Source organism: Burkholderia sp. Bp9016, assembly GCF_003857765.1.
Taxonomy (GTDB): domain Bacteria; phylum Pseudomonadota; class Gammaproteobacteria; order Burkholderiales; family Burkholderiaceae; genus Burkholderia.
In genome coordinates this window covers 32,701-48,948 of sequence record NZ_QTPY01000015.1, presented here as the reverse complement: position 1 = coordinate 48,948, position 16,248 = coordinate 32,701, and the positions used below count along the sequence as shown (strand labels likewise).

Below are 16,248 nucleotides of genomic sequence, written 5' to 3'. Positions count from 1 at the left end.
AACCCGCTGAAAGGGGCGGGAACGCGCGCTTTGCCGCGCGGGCAAAGCGCGGTATGGTGTGGTCCGTGCGGCGCCATCCCGCCGCCTATCTGAAGCCAACCGTAGCAGAGCTCGCGTGACCGATTTCCCCGTTTTCCACTGGACCGACGCCGACGGCGCCGAACATGCCGTGCGCTGGCGCTCCGAGGCCGGCGTGCAGCCGCCCAAACGCGCAGTGTCCGCCGACGACCGCATGACCGCCGATGCGGCGTACCGCCTCGCATGCGAGGGCACCGCGCTCGTCTGGCAGGGCGACTTCCAGAATGCGCGCCAGCTCGTGCAGGCGATGGCGCGCCGCGTCGAACGCAAGCCGAAGAAGGCGAAGGCCGCGGCCGGCGTCGACGCCTTCAATCTGCACCGTCTCGCGCAATCGCAGCGAGCCCGCACGCTCGGGATGCTGCTGATCCCGCTCGACGCCGATTACACGATTGCGCTGCGCCGCGCGCCCGACGTGCGCGCGGCGTGCGAGGAAGCATACGGGCCGGGCGGTGCGCCGTCGGTCGTGTCGCTGCGCGAACTGCTCGGTCTCGTCGGCGCGCACGAATGGCGCAAGAAGGGCGTGCCGATTCCGGCGCTTGGCGGCGCGCCGATCCATCCGCATTACGGCGTGTTCTCGCCGGTGCGCGGCGAATACGTCGAACTGGTCGCGCGCACGCCGCTGCCGGCGACGTCGCTCGCGTTCGACATCGGTACGGGCACCGGCGTGCTCGCGGCCGTGCTGGCATCGCGCGGCGTCGCGCGCATCGTCGCGACCGACCAGGATCCGCGCGCGCTCGCGTGCGCGAGAGAGAACGTCGCGCGGCTCGGCCATGCCGATCGCGTCGAGGTGATTGAAGCCGACCTGTTTCCGGCCGGCCGCGCGCCGCTCGTCGTCTGTAACCCGCCGTGGGTGCCAGCCCGTCCGAGCGCACCGATCGAATACGCGGTCTACGATCCCGACAGCCGGATGCTGCGCGGTTTCCTCGCCGGGCTTGTCGACCATCTCGAACCGGGGGGCGAAGGCTGGCTGATCCTGTCCGATTTTGCCGAGCATCTCGGCCTGCGGCCGCGCGACACGCTGCTGCAATGGATCGACGAAGCGGGCCTCGCCGTGCTCGGCCGCGAAGACATTCGACCCGCGCACCCGAAGGCGGCCGACGCAGACGATCCGCTGCACGCGGCGCGCCGCGCCGAGGTCACGTCGCTCTGGCGGCTCGGCACGCGGGCCTGATCGCCCATTTTCGGTAAACTGTCGCCATTCCTCACGAATTCCCGCCGCCGGGCCGTGGTCGACCGACCGTGGCCGGCGCCGCATCACGATGTCGAACAAGACCTACGAAATCCGTCCGGAGCAGTCCGTCGAGCTGCTGAAGGAACTGCACATCCTGACCCGCGACGGCAAACTGAACCAGGACAGCCGCCGCAAGCTGAAGCAGGTCTATCACCTGTTCCAGTTCATCGAGCCGCTGCTCGCGAGCGTGCAGGCCGACAAGGGCAGCGTGACACTCGTCGATCACGGCGCCGGCAAGTCGTATCTCGGCTTCATCCTGTACGACCTGTTCTTCAAGCAGCAGCCGGGGCACGGCACGCCGGCGTTCGCGTCGCACGTGTACGGGATCGAGACGCGCGAAGAGCTCGTCACGCGTTCCACCGAACTCGCCGCACGGCTCGGGTTCGGCGGCATGTCGTTCCTGAACCTGTCCGTCGCCGATTCGATCACGTCGCCGAAACTGCCCGAAACGGTCGATGTCGTCACCGCGCTGCATGCGTGCGACACCGCGACCGACGACGCGATCCGCTTCGCGCTCGCGAAGCGCGCGCAGCACATCGTGCTGGTGCCGTGCTGCCAGGCGGAAGTCGCCGGCGTGCTGCGCAAGAACAAGGGCAAGTCGCTCGCGAACGCGCTGACGGAAGTGTGGCGGCATCCGCTGCACACGCGCGAATTCGGCAGCCAGATCACCAACGTGCTGCGCTGCCTGCAGCTCGAGGCACACGGCTATCAGGTCAGCGTGACCGAACTGGTCGGCTGGGAGCATTCGATGAAGAACGAGCTGATCATCGCGCAGTACAAGAACCTGCCGCGCCGCAAGCCTGGCGAGCGGCTGAACGAGATCCTCGGGATGTTCGGGCTGGCCGAACTGAACGAGCGCTTCTTCGCGCCGTCCTTGGACTGACTCGAGCCGACGCGCGGCACGTCCGCCGCGCACGAGCCGGCCTTCGCGCGACGCTTCAGACGTCGTCGCCCGGTCGGCGCATCCATTCCTGCCAGCCGTCGTGACCGAGGCGGCGCAGCGTTTCCTGGTTTTTTTCGTAGATCGCGGACGCATCCGGAAACGCGTCGACCGCGCGCGCGATGCTGTCCTCGCGCAGCAGATGCAGGATCGGGTACGGTGCGCGGTTCGTGTAGTTCTCGATGTCGTCGGGTTCGCTGCCTTCGAACCGGTACTCGGGGTGGAAGCTCGCGATCTGCAGCACGCCGTCGAGCCGCAGTTGCCGCACCAGCCGGTCGGCGAAGAACAGCGCATCGTTGTAGTCGACGAAATCCGCGAACGTGCGCGGATAGATCACGAGCGTCGTGTCGACCCGCTGCGGATCCGTCGCTTCGAGCGCGCGCAATTCGGCTTCGAGGTCGGCCAGGGCGTCCTCGAGTGTCGTCGCTTCGCTGATCGCATAACGCACCTGCTCCTTCACGTAGACGCTTTTCGCGAATGGACACAGATTGAGTCCGATCACCGCACGCGCGAGCCAGTGCCGCGTGGCGGCGAGGATGTCGTCGTGCGAGTCGGGGCGGGTGTCGGTCATGGCGAAGGTAGTGGGGCAGAGAAGCGCGGCGAGGGCCGCATTGTAGCGGGCACGCCGGGCTCGGGCGTGTGCCGCCCGTCACGCGCACGCGGCTTCGATCAACTGCGTGACCAGCGCGGGCGCGGTGCCGATCGGCGTTTCGCCGTGCCGGTAGGTCTGGCTGGCGGCGTAGATGCCTTCGATCACGAGCGCGAGCGCGTCGGCCAGCGCCTTCGGCTGCCGCGCGCCGGCGCCTTCGCAGAGCTCGACGAGCCGCCTCATCAATTGTTCCTTGTTCTGTGCGACGCGCTCGCGCGCCGGATGCGACGTATCCGGAAATTCGGTCGCGATGTTGACGAACGGGCAGCCGCGATAGTCCTTCTGCGTCGCGCGCTCGGCGAGATCGATGAAATACTGGATTAACTGCGCTTTCGGCTGGCCCGGATGCTTCGCGACGCTCGAATCGAGACGCTCGAAGAAGCACGCATCCATCCGCTCCAGATACGCGAGGATCAACTCGTCCTTCGACGAGAACTGCCGGTACAGGCTCATCTTGTTGACGCCCGCGAGCTCCACGACCGCTTCGACGCCGACCGCGCGCACGCCTTCCTTGTAAAACAGCTCCTCGGCGGCGCGCAGCAGGTGTTCGTGCGCGGTGGCGGCAGCAATCGGCCGGCGCGTGCGGCGTGCCGGCGGCTTGTTGGCGGCCTCGATGCCCGACATGATGACCCTCGACTGCATGATGAATTGCTTGACATGTTACCGACTGGTAACTACGATCGCAACACACTTGTGACCGAGCGGTAACAATGCCGCCCGGATCGACAGACAAATGCCAGGTGTCGGCCCCGGGTCAGCCGATGCAGCGTGCGGCGGAGGTGGCCTGGTGGAGGGGTGAGGCCGGCACATGCGCGCCGGGCGCGCCAACTGGAGAATGAGAGCATGAACTGGGCAGTGACACGATGCAGAGGGCGCTTCCACTACGGATGGCTCGCGGCGGCGGTGGTTTTCCTGATCCTGCTGGCGGCGGCCGGCACGCGCGCGACGCCGAGCGTGCTGATGGTGCCGCTCGAGCGCGAGCTCGGCTGGAGCCGCGCGACGATCTCGCTGGCGATTTCGGTGAACATCGCGCTGTATGGCCTGACGGGCCCGTTCGCGGCCGCGGCGATGCAGCGTTTCGGGCTGCGTCCGACGATCCTGACCGCGCTGGTGACGATGAGCGCGGGCGTCGCGCTGTCGTCGCTGATGACGCAGAGCTGGCAGATGGTGCTGATCTGGGGTCTGATGGTCGGCTGCTCGACGGGTGTCGTCGCGCTGACGCTGTCCGCGACCTTCGTCACGCGCTGGTTCCATGCGCGGCGCGGCCTCGTGATGGGGATCCTGACCGCGAGTACGGCCACCGGCCAGCTCGTGTTCCTGCCGATGCTCGCGGCGATCGCGCAGCACCACGGCTGGCGGCCGGTCGTGCTGGTCGTCGCGGTGGCGGCCGCGATCGTGATTCCGCTGGTGGCGTTCCTGCTGCCGGAGCGGCCGGCCGACGTGCAGTTGCGCCCGTACGGCGAGTCGGCCGACGCGCCTCCCGCACCCGATGCGACGAAGGAAAACCCGCTGGCGGTCGCGTTCCGCACGCTGCTGACGGCAAGCCGCTCGCGCGATTTCTGGCTGCTGTTCTTCAGCTTCTTCATCTGCGGCGCGAGCACCAACGGCTATGTCGGCACGCACCTGATCGCGATGTGCAGCGACTACGGGATGACCGAAGTGCAGGGCGCATCGCTGCTGGCCGCGATGGGCGTGTTCGACCTGTTCGGGACGACGCTGTCGGGCTGGCTGTCCGATCGCTACGACAACCGCGTGCTGCTGTTCTGGTACTACGGGCTGCGCGGGTTGTCGCTGATCTACCTGCCGCATGCGTTCGGCATCGATTTTTTCGGGCTGCCGCTGTTCGCGATGTTCTACGGGCTCGACTGGATCGCGACCGTGCCGCCGACCGTGCGGCTCGCCACCGACGTGTTCGGCAAGGCCGCCGCGCCGGTCGTGTTCGGCTGGATCGTCGCCGGCCACCAGCTCGGCGCGGCGTTCGCGGCGCTCGGCGCGGGGCTGCTGCGCGCGAGCCTCGGCACCTACACGGTCGCGTCGATGATCTCGGGCGGGCTGTGCATCGTCGGTGCGCTGATCGTGCTGCGAATCAATCGCGGCTCGTCCCGCGCGGCGGCGCAGGCCGCCTGAACGCAGCCGCACGGCCGGCCGCGTGCGGGGCGTGGCCGGTCAATGCAGGATCGGTGATTTGCATTGCGGGGGATCGGTGGGCGCGTGGCGGCTCAAGCGGTTATGCTTGCGGTTCGCCGGGCGTTCGCGCCCCTTCATCGATGTCAGCGAGGAACCGCATGTCCGTCAAACCTGCACCCACCACTGTTTCGATCCACGACCTGATCGCGGGCCGCTGGAGTCCGCGCGCGTATTCGGACGAGCCGGTCGGCGCCGCCGATCTGCATGCGGTGCTCGAAGCCGCGCGCTGGGCGCCGTCCGCCTACAACGCGCAGCCGTGGCGCTTCATCGTGTTCGATCGCACCCAGGACGAAGCTGCATTCAAGCGCGCCTTCGCGACGCTGGTGCCGTTCAACCAGGGCTGGAACGCACCGGCGCCGGTGTTGATCGCGGTGACCGCGCATACGCTCACGTCGAAGGGCGAGCCGGCGCCGACGGCACTGTACGACGCGGGCGCGGCTGCGATGTCGCTGGTGCTGCAGGCGTACGCGCTGGGCCTCGCCGCGCACCAGATGAGCGGCTTCGACCCGAAGGCGTTCCGCGATGCATTCGAGATTCCGGCCGATGTCGCGATTCCGGCGCTCATCTCGCTCGGCCATTACGGCAACGTCGACAAGCTCGATCCGGTGCTGCGCGACCGCGAAAAGGCGCCGCGCACGCGGCATGCGCTCGGCGAAGTCGTCTACGCGGGTGCATGGAAGAAGGGCTTCGACGCCGCAGCCTGATTCCGCAAGCGGGCGGACCCGCACCTCGCACCCGTCCGCGCCTGCCGCGGCCGCGCGTTACCCGTGCGCGATCGCGGTGTCCGCGAGCCGGTCGCGCGGCACCGGCGGTCGTCCCCGGTTGTGATCCGGCGGGCTTCATGATAAAAAGCCCGTCCTTTCCGTTTTCGCGCCGGCCATGCTGCGGCACCTTCCCATGACTTACTGCGCGATCGATTTCGGCACGTCCAATTCCGCCGTGGCGCTGCCCGATGGCGATGGCATGCGCCTCGCGCCCGTCGAGGGCGACCACCTGACCCTGCCCACCGCGATCTTCTTCAACAACGACGAGCAGACGGTCGAGTATGGCCGTGCGGCGCTGGCGTCCTATATCGACGGCTTCGACGGCCGCCTGATGCGTTCGATGAAGAGCATCCTCGGGTCGCCGCTCGCGGAGACCACGACCGATCTCGGCGACGGCAGCGCGATGGCGTACACGGAGATCATCGCGCGCTTCCTGACGCACCTGAAGCGCAAGGCCGAGACACGCACGGGCGCGCCGATCGGCCGTGCGGTGCTCGGCCGGCCGGTGTTCTTCGTCGACGACGATCCGCGCGCCGACAGCCTCGCGCAGAATCAGCTCGAAGCGGCCGCGCAGTCGGTCGGTTTCAAGGACGTGCATTTTCAGTACGAACCGATCGCGGCCGCGTTCGACTACGAGTCGCGCCAGCAGGCCGAGCGGCTCGTGCTGGTGGCTGACATCGGCGGCGGTACCTCGGACTTCTCGCTGGTCCGGGTCGGCCCGGAGCGGATGGCGCGCCTCGAGCGCAAGGACGACGTGCTCGCGCACCACGGCGTGCACGTCGCGGGCACCGATTACGACCGGCGCGTCGAGCTCGCGGCAATCCTGCCCGCGTTCGGCTATCGCTCGCTCGATCCCGAAGGGCGCGAACTGCCGAACCGGATCTACTTCGATCTGGCAACCTGGCACCTGATCAACACGGTCTACACGCCGAAGCGGCTGGGCGAGCTGAAGCTGATGAAGCACCTGTACCGTGAGGTCCGGCAGTACGACCGGCTCACGCGTGTGGTCGAGCAGCGGCTCGGGCATGCGTTGATGGCGCGCGCGGAAGAGGCGAAGATCGGCGTTGCGGCGGGCGGGGAGACGATGATCGACCTGAACGACGTGGAAGAGGATCTGCAGATTGCGTTCGATGCGGATCGACTCGTCGATGCGAGCGTCGACGACACCGCGCGCATCGTCGAGGCCGCGCGCGAGACGGTGCGGCTCGCGGGCGTCGCGCCGCGCGACGTCGGCGCGCTGTATTTTACCGGTGGCTCGACCGGCCTCGCGTTCCTGTCGGGCGCGCTGGCGGGCGCGTTCCCGGACGCGCAGCCGGTGTTCGGCGACCGTCTCGCGAGTGTCGCGACGGGGCTCGGCATTCACGCGCAACGGCTGTTCGGCTGAACGTGTGCAAAAATCCAACACGGCCGACGGCCGTTCGGATTATCGGCGGCGCCATGATTGGCGCGCCGGAAAACAAAAAGCCCCGCCGAAGCGGGGCTTTTTTACACGAAATATCGCGCCGAACTTAGACCGGACGGATGTTCGCAGCTTGCAGACCCTTCGGGCCCGTCTTCACTTCGAATTCAACCTTCTGGTTTTCTTGCAGCGTCTTGAAGCCTTCGACGCGGATTTCCGAGAAGTGCGCGAACAGATCGTCGCCGCCGCCTTCCGGGGTGATGAAGCCGAAGCCCTTTGCGTCATTGAACCACTTGACGGTACCGGTTGCCATGTTACTTGTTCCTAAAAAAATAAAACGGGGCCGAGGCCCATGGGTGCGGAAAATCAAGGAAGGGGGTAATAGGACCAACCGGAGTACCGTTGATGGGCGAACTACGAAAGAACCAATTCACTCGCCGCTTGAAATCCTGCAAAGTCATTTATACGGCTTATTGGATCGGCGGTCAACCGTATTTCCATACTGTCAGGGTTATTGCGGAGCTCAGGTTTACAAATCTTGCACGCGATGCGGATTTTTTGTAGGGGCCGAACGATTTTGCCGCCAACTTGCAGGTGCAACCGTTAAACTACGCGCCGCGCGGACCCGGTTGCCCCGATCGGATGACGGGTCCCCCCAAGAATGCGTGCGCGGTGCTGTCCGAGCCGATCCCGGACAGCGGGCCGACCATGCTTTTTGAGACACAGGAGAGGATGTGAAGAGTTCTATTCAACGGAACATCGGCCCGTTTGCATTGATGCTGACGGGGCTGGGTTCGATTATCGGCTCGGGCTGGCTGTTCGGCGCCTGGAAGGCCGCCAAGATTGCCGGTCCGGCGGCGATCTGCGCATGGATCATCGGCGCGGTCGTGATTCTCGCGATTGCATTGACGTACGCCGAACTGGGCGCGATGTTCCCGGAGTCGGGCGGCATGGTGCGCTACGCGCGCTACTCGCACGGCTCGCTGGTGGGGTTCATCAGCGCGTGGGCAAACTGGATTGCGATCGTATCCGTGATCCCGATCGAGGCCGAGGCGTCGATCCAGTACATGAGCACGTGGCCGTATCCATGGGCGCATGCGCTGTTCGTGAACGGCGAGTTGACGGTACCAGGGCTGCTGCTGTCGGCCGTGCTCGTAGTCATCTACTTCATGCTCAACTACTGGGGCGTGAAGGCCTTCGCGCGAGCGAACACGACGATCACGATCTTCAAGTTCCTGATCCCCGGCCTCACGATCCTCGGCCTGATGCTGACGAGCTTCCATTCGGAGAACCTCGGCACCACATCGAATGCGACCTTCGCGCCGTACGGCTGGTCGGCCGTGCTGACTGCGGTCGCGACGAGCGGTATCGTGTTCGCGTTCAACGGCTTCCAGAGTCCGGTGAACCTGGCCGGTGAAGCGCGCAATCCGTCGCGCAGCGTGCCGTTCGCGGTGATCTCGTCGATCCTGATCGCGCTCGTGATCTACGTGCTGCTGCAGATGGCGTACATCGGCTCGGTGAATCCGCTCGACGTCGCGCAGGGCTGGTCGCACTTCAACTTCAAGTCGCCGTTCGCCGAGCTGGCGATCGCGCTGAACCTGAACTGGCTCGCGATCCTGCTCTACGTCGACGCGTTCGTCAGCCCGAGCGGCACCGGCACGACCTATATGGCGACGACCACCCGGATGATCTACGCGATGGAGCGCAACAACACGATGCCGAAGATGTTCGGCAACGTGCATCCGCTCTACGGCGTGCCGCGTCAGGCGATGTGGTTCAACCTGCTGGTGTCGTTCATCTTCCTGTTCTTCTTCCGCGGCTGGAGCTCGCTCGCGGCGGTGATTTCGGTCGCAACGGTCATCTCGTACCTGACCGGCCCGATCAGCCTGATGGCGCTGCGCCGTTCGGCAACCGACATCGAGCGTCCGCTGTCGATCCCGCTGATGACGCTGATCGCGCCGTTCGCATTCGTCTGCGCGTCGCTGATCCTGTACTGGGCCAAGTGGCCGCTGACGGGCGAAATCATCCTGCTGATGGTCGTTGCGCTGCCGGTGTACTTCTTCTTCCAGGCGCGCTCGGGCTGGACCGGCTGGGGTGCCGACCTGAAGGCCGCATGGTGGCTGGTCGCCTACCTGCCGACGATGGCCGTGCTGTCGGTGATCGGCAGCAAGGAATTCGGCGGCCTCGGCTATCTGCCGTACGGCTGGGACATGCTGGTCGTCGCGGCGATCGCGCTGGTGTTCTACTTCTGGGGCGTGAACACGGGCTACCGGACCCAGTATCTCGACGAGCGCGAGTCGCACGACGAGATCCTCGAAGGTGTCGGTGCCTGACGACACCCGACCTGCCGCTGGAATCGGCAGCGGCAGGAAGCGCCAAAAAAGCCCGCCTGAGCATTGCTCAGGCGGGCTTTTTGTTTGGGTGCGCTTGGGCGCGCCGACGGTGCGGCGGGACTCAGGCGGCCGCGCTGGCGAACACGTAGTTCGTCATCGCGAGCACGCGCTGGTACGTGCCGAGCGACTGGATTCCGAGCCGGTAATCGTCGTCGGCCGCGCCGAGCGCGGTGAACACCGGCAGCAGGTGCTCGTCGGTCGGGTGCATCAGCGCCGCATGCGGCGCCTGCCGGCGATAGTCGAGCAGCGCGTCGACATCGTGCACGGCAAGCCTCGCCTCGAACCAGTCGGTGAATTCGGCGACACGCGGATCCGCATCTTCCGGCGCCGCGCCGAAATCGGCCGCGCGCAGGTTGTGGGTGATCTGGCCGGAGCCGATCACCATCACGCCTTCGTCGCGCAGCGGTCGCAGCGCACGGCCGAGCGCGAAGTGATGGGCCGCGTCCGCACGCGGCTGGATCGACAACTGCGCGACGGGCACGTCGGCTTCCGGGAACATCAGCAGCATCGGCACCCATGCGCCGTGGTCGAGGCCGTGCTCGGTCGTCGCGGTCGCGATGCCCGCCGTGTTCAGCAGTGCGGCTGCCCGCTCGGCCACATCGGGTGCGCCAGGGGCCGGATAGCGGATCTCGTACAGCGCTTGCGGAAAGCCGTAGAAGTCGTGGATCGTTTCCGGGTGCGCAGTGACGCTCGCGACCGGCTGCTGCGTGCCCCAGTGCGCGGACAGCATCAGCACCGCGCGCGGGCGCGGCAGCTCGGCGCCGAGGTGCGTGAATGCGCCGGACGGCAGCGTCGGGTCGATCGGCAGCGTGGGGGCGCCGTGAGACAGGTAGAGCGAGGGCAAGCGGTTCATCAGGGAAGCCTGCGAGAACGAGTTGCCTGTGACTATAGGCGTGTATCGAGCATTGATAAACGCGTTCGGAGGAATTTGATTGAATCGTATGTGTTGATAATTGAGGAGATTCCGGGCGCACGGAAGCCCGAGTGGCCTCGTGGCTGAGGGTTCGAGCCGATAGACGGTTGAATCGACGAAGATGCGCGCGCGATGGCGCCCATAGGGTGCGTGCGGCGGCTTACTGCGCGGGGCGGATGCCGGCCCACGGCGTCGTCATCGGCGTGTTGGGTGCGAACAGGTCGAGCACGCGCGTGACGGTCTGGTCGACGAGTTCCTCGATCGTCTTCGGCATTGCGTAGAACGCCGGCAGCGGCGGAAACACGATGCCGCCCATTTCGGTCACGGCCGTCATGTTGCGCAGATGGGCGAGGTTGAACGGCGTTTCGCGCACCATCAGGACGAGACGGCGACGTTCCTTCAGGGTGACGTCGGCCGCGCGCGTGATCAGGTTGTCCGACAGCCCGTGCGCGACGCTCGCGAGCGTCTTCATCGAGCAGGGCGCGATCACCATTCCGTCGGTTGCGAACGAACCGGACGCAATTGTCGCGCCGACATCGCGCACGGAATGCACGACATCCGCACGGCTTTCGACGTCGGCCTTCGACAACTTCAGTTCATGCTGGATGTTGAGCCAGCCGGCGTTCGAAACCAGCAGATGCGTTTCGACGCCGCCGGCGGCGCGCAGCAGTTCGAGCAGCCGGACGCCGTAGACCGCGCCGGTGGCGCCGGTGATCGCGACGATCAGCCGACGTGGCGGCGCGCTGGGAGATGCCATCGGAAAGATGGGTATTACGCGGCGGCGAACAGTTGCTGCAGTTCGCCCGACTGGTACATCTCCATCATGATGTCCGAGCCGCCGACGAATTCCCCCTTCACGTACAGCTGCGGGATGGTCGGCCAGTTCGAGAATTCCTTGATGCCCTGGCGGATTTCGTCGTCCTCGAGCACGTTGACCGTCTTGAACTGGTCGACGCCGCAGGCTTTCAGCACCTGCACGGCGCGGCCCGAAAAGCCGCACATCGGGAATTGCGCGTTGCCCTTCATGAAGAGCACGACCTGGTTTTCGTCGACGATTTGCTTGATACGTTGTTGGGTGTCCATGACTGACCTTGCGTTTGCGGGGCGTTAGAACGAAATGATAGCGGATTTCAACCGCACGGGCCGACCATCAGCCGGGCAGGCGGCCACCTGTCGTGCGTTCGATCGCGGCCAGGTCGGCGAGCGATTCGACCGCGACGAAGCCGCGCGACACGAGCAGCGCGCGTACGGCTTCGGCCTGGTCGTAGCCGTGCTCGATCCAGAGCGTGCCGCCCGGTTTCAAGTAGGCGCCGGCGCCCGCGACGATCGTGCGGATCGCGCTGAGGCCGTCGGCGTCATCGGTGAGCGCGCCGCGCGGCTCGAAACGCAGGTCGCCCTGCGCGAGATGCGGGTCGTGCTGTGCAATGTAAGGCGGGTTGCTGACGATCGTGTCGAACGCGAGCACCGGGTCGAGCGCTGCGTACCAGTCGCTTTGCAGCCAGTGCAGCGGGCCGCCGGGGCGGTGCGCGTCGAGCAGCTTGTCCGCATTGCGCTGCGCGACGTCGAGCGCGGCCGGCGAACGATCGAGCGCCCACACGCGCGCGTCGGGGCGTTCGGCCGCGATCGACACGGCGATCGCGCCGCTGCCGGTGCCGAGATCGAGCACGGCCGGATGCGGCCGTCCGTCGATCGCATCGAGCGCGGCTTCGACGAGCAGTTCGGTTTCGGGGCGCGGGATCAGCACGTCGGGCGTCACGTCGAACGGCCGGCCGAAGAATTCGCGCATGCCGACGAGCTGCGCGACCGGCTCACCGGCTATGCGACGTGCTTCGAGCGTGCGATAGCGTTCGATCGCGGCGGGCTCGAGCGGGGCGTCGCCGCGCGTGATCAGCTGCGTGCGCGTCCAGCCGAGCGCGTACGCGAGCAGCACGCGCGCATCGACCGCGTCGAGCGGCGAAGCCCGCAGCAGTTGGTCGGCGGTAACGTCGGACATCGCGGCCTCAGTCGGCGTCGCCGAGCGACGCAAGCAGTTCGGCCTGGTGTTCGGTGACGAGCGCGCCGATCAGTTCGTCGAGATCGCCGTCCATGAGTGCCTCGAGGCGATACAGCGTCAGATTGATCCGGTGATCGGTCATCCGGCCCTGCGGGAAGTTGTACGTGCGGATCCGTTCCGAGCGGTCGCCCGAGCCGATCAGGCTCTTGCGTGTCGCGGCTTCCTTCGCGTGCTGCTCGTGATACTGCTTGTCCTTGATCCGCGCGGCGAGCACCTTCAGCGCGCGATCCTTGTTCTTGTGCTGCGAGCGGTCGTCCTGGCACTCGACGACGATGCCGGTCGGGATGTGCGTGACGCGCACCGCCGAGTCGGTCTTGTTGATGTGCTGGCCGCCTGCGCCCGACGCGCGGAACGTATCGATGCGCAAGTCCGCCGGATTGATTTCGATCTCGCCGATCTCGTCGGCTTCCGGCATCACCGCGACCGTACACGCGGACGTGTGGATGCGCCCCTGCGTCTCGGTCGCCGGCACGCGCTGCACGCGATGGCCGCCCGATTCGAACTTCAGGCGCGAATACGCGCCCTGGCCGGCGATCCGCACGATCACTTCCTTGTAGCCGCCGAGGTCCGACGCGCTTTCCGACATCATCTCGACCTGCCAGCGCTGGCGCTCCGCGAAGCGCAGGTACATGCGCAACAGGTCGCCCGCGAACAGCGCCGATTCGTCGCCGCCGGTGCCCGCGCGGATTTCAAGGAAGATGTTGCGGTCGTCGTTCGGGTCCTTCGGCAGCAGCATTTTCTGCAACTCGCCTTCGAGGCGGACCATGCGCTCGCGCGCGCTGCGAATCTCGTCTTCGGCGAAATCGCGCATCGACGCATCGGTGAGCAGCTCCTGCGCGGCTGTCTCGTCGCTGCGCGACTGGCGCCACAGCGCGTACTGCTCGACGACCGGGCCGAGTTCCGCGTGTTCGCGCGTCAGCTTGCGGTATTGGTCGAGGTCGGCCGTTACGTTTTCGCGGCTCAGCAGGTCGTTCAGTTCGGCCAGCCGGGTGGACAGCTGGTCGAGCTTGCGTTGCATGCTCGTCTTCATGGTGTGGAGCGACGCTCCCGGGCAAGGATATTCGGAAAGGATAGGCCGGCTCGCGGCCGGCGGCAGGGCAACCGGCCGGCGCTAGTGGCCGGACTGGTCGTTCGAGCGCGGCGCGTGCTGGTAGAAGCCGCGCATCAGGTCGATCAGCGAATCGCGATCGGCGCCGTTCACGCGATTGAGCGCGCTCGTCGGGCCGTGGATCAGCTTGTTGGTCAGCGCCTGCGACAGCGCTTCGAGGACGGCGGCCGGATCGTCGCCGCGCGCGAGCAGCTTCTGCGCTTTCTCGACTTCCGCGCGGCGCAGCGCGTCGGCCTGCGTATGCATGTGACGGATCACCGGCACGACGCTGCGCGTATCGAGCCATTGCATGAAATTCTGGACGCGCGTCTCGATGATCGTCTCGGCTTGCGCGACCGCGGCCTGGCGTGATGCGTTGCCTTCACGCACGATCGCGCCGAGATCGTCGACGGTATAGAGGAATACGTCCTTCAACTCGCCGACTTCCGGCTCGATGTCGCGCGGCACCGCAAGGTCGACCATGAAGATCGGCCGGTGGCGGCGCGCCTTCACCGCGCGCTCGACCGCGCCCAGGCCGATGATCGGCAGCGTCGACGCGGTACACGACACGATGATGTCGAATTCGTGCATGCGGGTCGGCAGATCCGACAGCGGCATCGCGCGGCCGTTGAAGCGTTCGGCAAGCCGCTGCCCGCGTTCGGCGGTGCGGTTCGCGATCACGAGTTCACGCGGGCCTTGCGCGGCGAAATGCGTGGCGCACAGTTCGATCATCTCCCCGGCGCCGATGAACAGCACGCGCTGATCCGACACCTTTTCGAAAATACGCTGCGCAAGACGGACCGCTGCGGCGGCCATCGACACCGACTGCGCGCCGATCTCGGTCGTACCGCGCACTTCCTTCGCGACGGCGAACGTGCGCTGGAACAACTGGTTCAGATAGGTGCCGAGCGCGCCGGCTTCCGTCGCGGTGCGCACCGCGTCCTTCATCTGGCCCAGAATCTGCGTTTCGCCGAGCACCATCGAATCGAGGCCCGATGCGACGCGGAACGCGTGCCGGACCGCTTCCGACTGCGGCAACGCATACACGTGCGGCGCGAGCTCGTCGACGGGAATCTGGTGATACTCGGATAGCCAGCGAATCGCGCCTTCGCGCGCGGCCCGGTCGTCGGTCGCGCAATAGAGCTCGGTGCGGTTGCAGGTCGACAGGATCGCCGCTTCAGGCGCGTTGGGCGCCTGGGGGCCGAGGAACACGTTCTTGAACGTGACGAGAGCCGGCTTGATTTGCTCGAGCGGAAACGCCACGCGTTCGCGCAGGGCGACAGGCGCAGTGTGGTGATTGATTCCGATCGTGAGGAGTTGCATATCGAGGGCTATCGTTTAGCCCCATATTATAGCGTTTCGGCGATTTCCTCACCCGCGGCATACTGAGCATCAGCGTGGCGTGGCCTCGAATTTGGGGGCTCGATCGGCACGCGATCGAGCTGATAGCCATAGCCGTAGAGCGGCAGGAGCCGGTAGCCGTGTTCGGGAAGCAGTTGCAGTTTGCTGCGCAGCCGGGACGCATGCGTGTCGAGCGTACGCGACTTCATGTCGCGGCGGCGGCCCCAGACCGTCTCGAGGATATGGGCGCGCGACACGGGCCGCGACAGGTTCGCGAACAACAATTGCGCGAAGCGGAATTCCTTCGGCGTGAGCGCGACGGCTGCGTCGCCGAAGCGCACGATGCCGTGGGTCGCATCGAACGCGTATTCTCCATACATTTCGCGCGAACGGTTCGGCGGCCGCCGCACCCCGGCGCGGCGGCTCAGCGCATTGACCCGCGCGAGCAGCTCGGGCCCGCTCACCGGGCGCACCAGGCAATCGTCGGCACCCGCGTGCAGGCAGGACACGATTTCGCTTTCGCGCGGCAGTTGCATCACGGCGATGGCCGGCAGCCCGGGCAGGACCATCTGCGCCCGTGGAATGACTTCCTCGGCCGGTTGATCGCCGGCCCAGCTGCCGGTGATCAGCATGTCGCAGGTATCGTTGGCGAGCCACGCGAAAAACGCCGCGCTGGACGAAAACGCATGACACACGTGACCGCCGGCGAAGAGCAGGCGGTTCAGGAGCGCAGCATGACGTACCTCGGGATCGATCAGGGCGATTCGCATGTGGATTTCTTCAGTACGGCTGCCGGTGCGCGCTTGCCATAATGTCGGCTCGGCCCCTACACTCGAATGTTCGCGGCGCCCGGCTGGTCCAGGGTTCGATGGATGAATCGATGCTAGCCGCTGGCAACGTTCACGCCTATGGGACGAATCTGAATTTATAGAAGGCGTCGAATGAACTGGTTTGGAATCCTTGTCCTGGGAGCGGCCGTCGGGCTGTTCGGCCGATGGCTGCATCCGATGCGGCGCACGGGGCGGCCGGCATGGTGGATCGCGGTGCTGGTCGGCATCGCGGGCGCGGTCATCGCGCGCATCGCCGGCAATCTCTCGGGACTGTTTTACGATGGCGAGACGCTCGAATGGCCGGTCTGCACCGGCGTCGCGTTCCTTGCCGTAGCCGTGACGGTCGCACTGTCGGCCCGTCGCTGAATGCCCTCAGGTGAAAT

At 66.4% G+C, this 16,248-nt stretch carries 17 protein-coding genes; 7 read left to right on the top strand and 10 right to left on the bottom strand.

All coding sequences use genetic code 11. From position 1 onward, the window contains the following. Positions 1-115: 115 nt before the first annotated feature. Positions 116-1,249: a class I SAM-dependent methyltransferase gene (locus DIE13_RS19260; protein WP_124828623.1), complete on the top strand. Its 1,134-nt coding sequence runs from the start codon at positions 116-118 to the stop codon at positions 1,247-1,249. A gap of 88 nt (positions 1,250-1,337) precedes the next feature. Beyond that, on the top strand, positions 1,338-2,192 hold the full coding sequence (locus DIE13_RS19255; protein WP_124828622.1) for an SAM-dependent methyltransferase: 855 nt from the start codon (positions 1,338-1,340) through the stop codon (positions 2,190-2,192). A gap of 55 nt (positions 2,193-2,247) precedes the next feature. Here DIE13_RS19255 and DIE13_RS19250 read toward each other — a convergent pair whose 3' ends face one another. Both DIE13_RS19250 and DIE13_RS19245 read right to left on the bottom strand, forming a co-directional pair. Further along, complete coding sequence (locus tag DIE13_RS19250; RefSeq protein ID WP_124828621.1) at positions 2,248-2,820, bottom strand: DUF1415 domain-containing protein; 573 nt, start codon at positions 2,818-2,820, stop codon at positions 2,248-2,250. A 78-nt stretch (positions 2,821-2,898) separates the two neighbouring features. Further along, positions 2,899-3,522, bottom strand: a complete 624-nt coding sequence (locus DIE13_RS19245) for a TetR/AcrR family transcriptional regulator (RefSeq protein ID WP_124828709.1) — start codon at positions 3,520-3,522, stop codon at positions 2,899-2,901. 219 nt (positions 3,523-3,741) lie between these two features. Between DIE13_RS19245 and DIE13_RS19240 the strand changes: the two genes are divergently transcribed. From DIE13_RS19240 to DIE13_RS19230, 3 genes are all read left to right on the top strand, one after another. Next, on the top strand, positions 3,742-5,025 hold the full coding sequence (locus DIE13_RS19240; protein WP_124828620.1) for an MFS transporter: 1,284 nt from the start codon (positions 3,742-3,744) through the stop codon (positions 5,023-5,025). A 158-nt stretch (positions 5,026-5,183) separates the two neighbouring features. Next, positions 5,184-5,789, top strand: coding sequence for a nitroreductase family protein (locus DIE13_RS19235; RefSeq protein WP_124828619.1), 606 nt, complete (start codon positions 5,184-5,186; stop codon positions 5,787-5,789). Between the two features lie 193 nt (positions 5,790-5,982). After that, a complete protein-coding gene (locus tag DIE13_RS19230) occupies positions 5,983-7,233 on the top strand; it encodes an Hsp70 family protein (protein ID WP_124828618.1) in 1,251 nt (416 codons plus the stop codon). A 124-nt stretch (positions 7,234-7,357) separates the two neighbouring features. Here DIE13_RS19230 and DIE13_RS19225 read toward each other — a convergent pair whose 3' ends face one another. Then, entirely contained in the window at positions 7,358-7,561 is a 204-nt protein-coding gene (locus tag DIE13_RS19225; RefSeq protein WP_006477070.1) for a cold-shock protein, read from the bottom strand. A 421-nt stretch (positions 7,562-7,982) separates the two neighbouring features. Between DIE13_RS19225 and DIE13_RS19220 the strand changes: the two genes are divergently transcribed. Further along, positions 7,983-9,581, top strand: a complete 1,599-nt coding sequence (locus DIE13_RS19220) for an APC family permease (RefSeq protein ID WP_124828617.1) — start codon at positions 7,983-7,985, stop codon at positions 9,579-9,581. A 121-nt stretch (positions 9,582-9,702) separates the two neighbouring features. Here DIE13_RS19220 and DIE13_RS19215 read toward each other — a convergent pair whose 3' ends face one another. The 7 genes from DIE13_RS19215 to DIE13_RS19185 form a co-directional block, all read right to left on the bottom strand. Further along, a complete protein-coding gene (locus tag DIE13_RS19215) occupies positions 9,703-10,494 on the bottom strand; it encodes a DODA-type extradiol aromatic ring-opening family dioxygenase (protein WP_124828616.1) in 792 nt (263 codons plus the stop codon). 220 nt (positions 10,495-10,714) lie between these two features. Beyond that, on the bottom strand, positions 10,715-11,311 hold the full coding sequence (locus DIE13_RS19210) for a UbiX family flavin prenyltransferase (RefSeq protein WP_124828615.1): 597 nt from the start codon (positions 11,309-11,311) through the stop codon (positions 10,715-10,717). A 14-nt stretch (positions 11,312-11,325) separates the two neighbouring features. Beyond that, positions 11,326-11,637 carry a Grx4 family monothiol glutaredoxin gene (gene grxD, locus DIE13_RS19205; protein ID WP_006753626.1) on the bottom strand — a complete coding sequence of 104 codons (312 nt, stop codon included), beginning with the start codon at positions 11,635-11,637 and terminating at the stop codon, positions 11,326-11,328. 67 nt (positions 11,638-11,704) lie between these two features. Next, positions 11,705-12,547 carry a peptide chain release factor N(5)-glutamine methyltransferase gene (prmC, locus tag DIE13_RS19200; protein ID WP_124828614.1) on the bottom strand — a complete coding sequence of 281 codons (843 nt, stop codon included), beginning with the start codon at positions 12,545-12,547 and terminating at the stop codon, positions 11,705-11,707. A gap of 7 nt (positions 12,548-12,554) precedes the next feature. Next, the gene (gene prfA / locus DIE13_RS19195; RefSeq protein ID WP_124828613.1) at positions 12,555-13,637 is read right to left on the bottom strand and encodes a peptide chain release factor 1; all 1,083 of its coding nucleotides are present in this window, start codon (positions 13,635-13,637) and stop codon (positions 12,555-12,557) included. 81 nt (positions 13,638-13,718) lie between these two features. Continuing rightward, on the bottom strand, positions 13,719-15,017 hold the full coding sequence (hemA, locus tag DIE13_RS19190) for a glutamyl-tRNA reductase (RefSeq protein ID WP_124828612.1): 1,299 nt from the start codon (positions 15,015-15,017) through the stop codon (positions 13,719-13,721). Between the two features lie 26 nt (positions 15,018-15,043). Beyond that, positions 15,044-15,805 (bottom strand): response regulator transcription factor, encoded by a 762-nt coding sequence (locus tag DIE13_RS19185; protein ID WP_124828611.1) that lies wholly within the window; start codon positions 15,803-15,805, stop codon positions 15,044-15,046. 171 nt (positions 15,806-15,976) lie between these two features. Here DIE13_RS19185 and DIE13_RS19180 point away from each other — a divergent pair, with 171 nt between their 5' ends. Then, positions 15,977-16,231 (top strand): hypothetical protein, encoded by a 255-nt coding sequence (locus tag DIE13_RS19180; RefSeq protein ID WP_096504391.1) that lies wholly within the window; start codon positions 15,977-15,979, stop codon positions 16,229-16,231. Positions 16,232-16,248 lie beyond the last annotated feature (17 nt).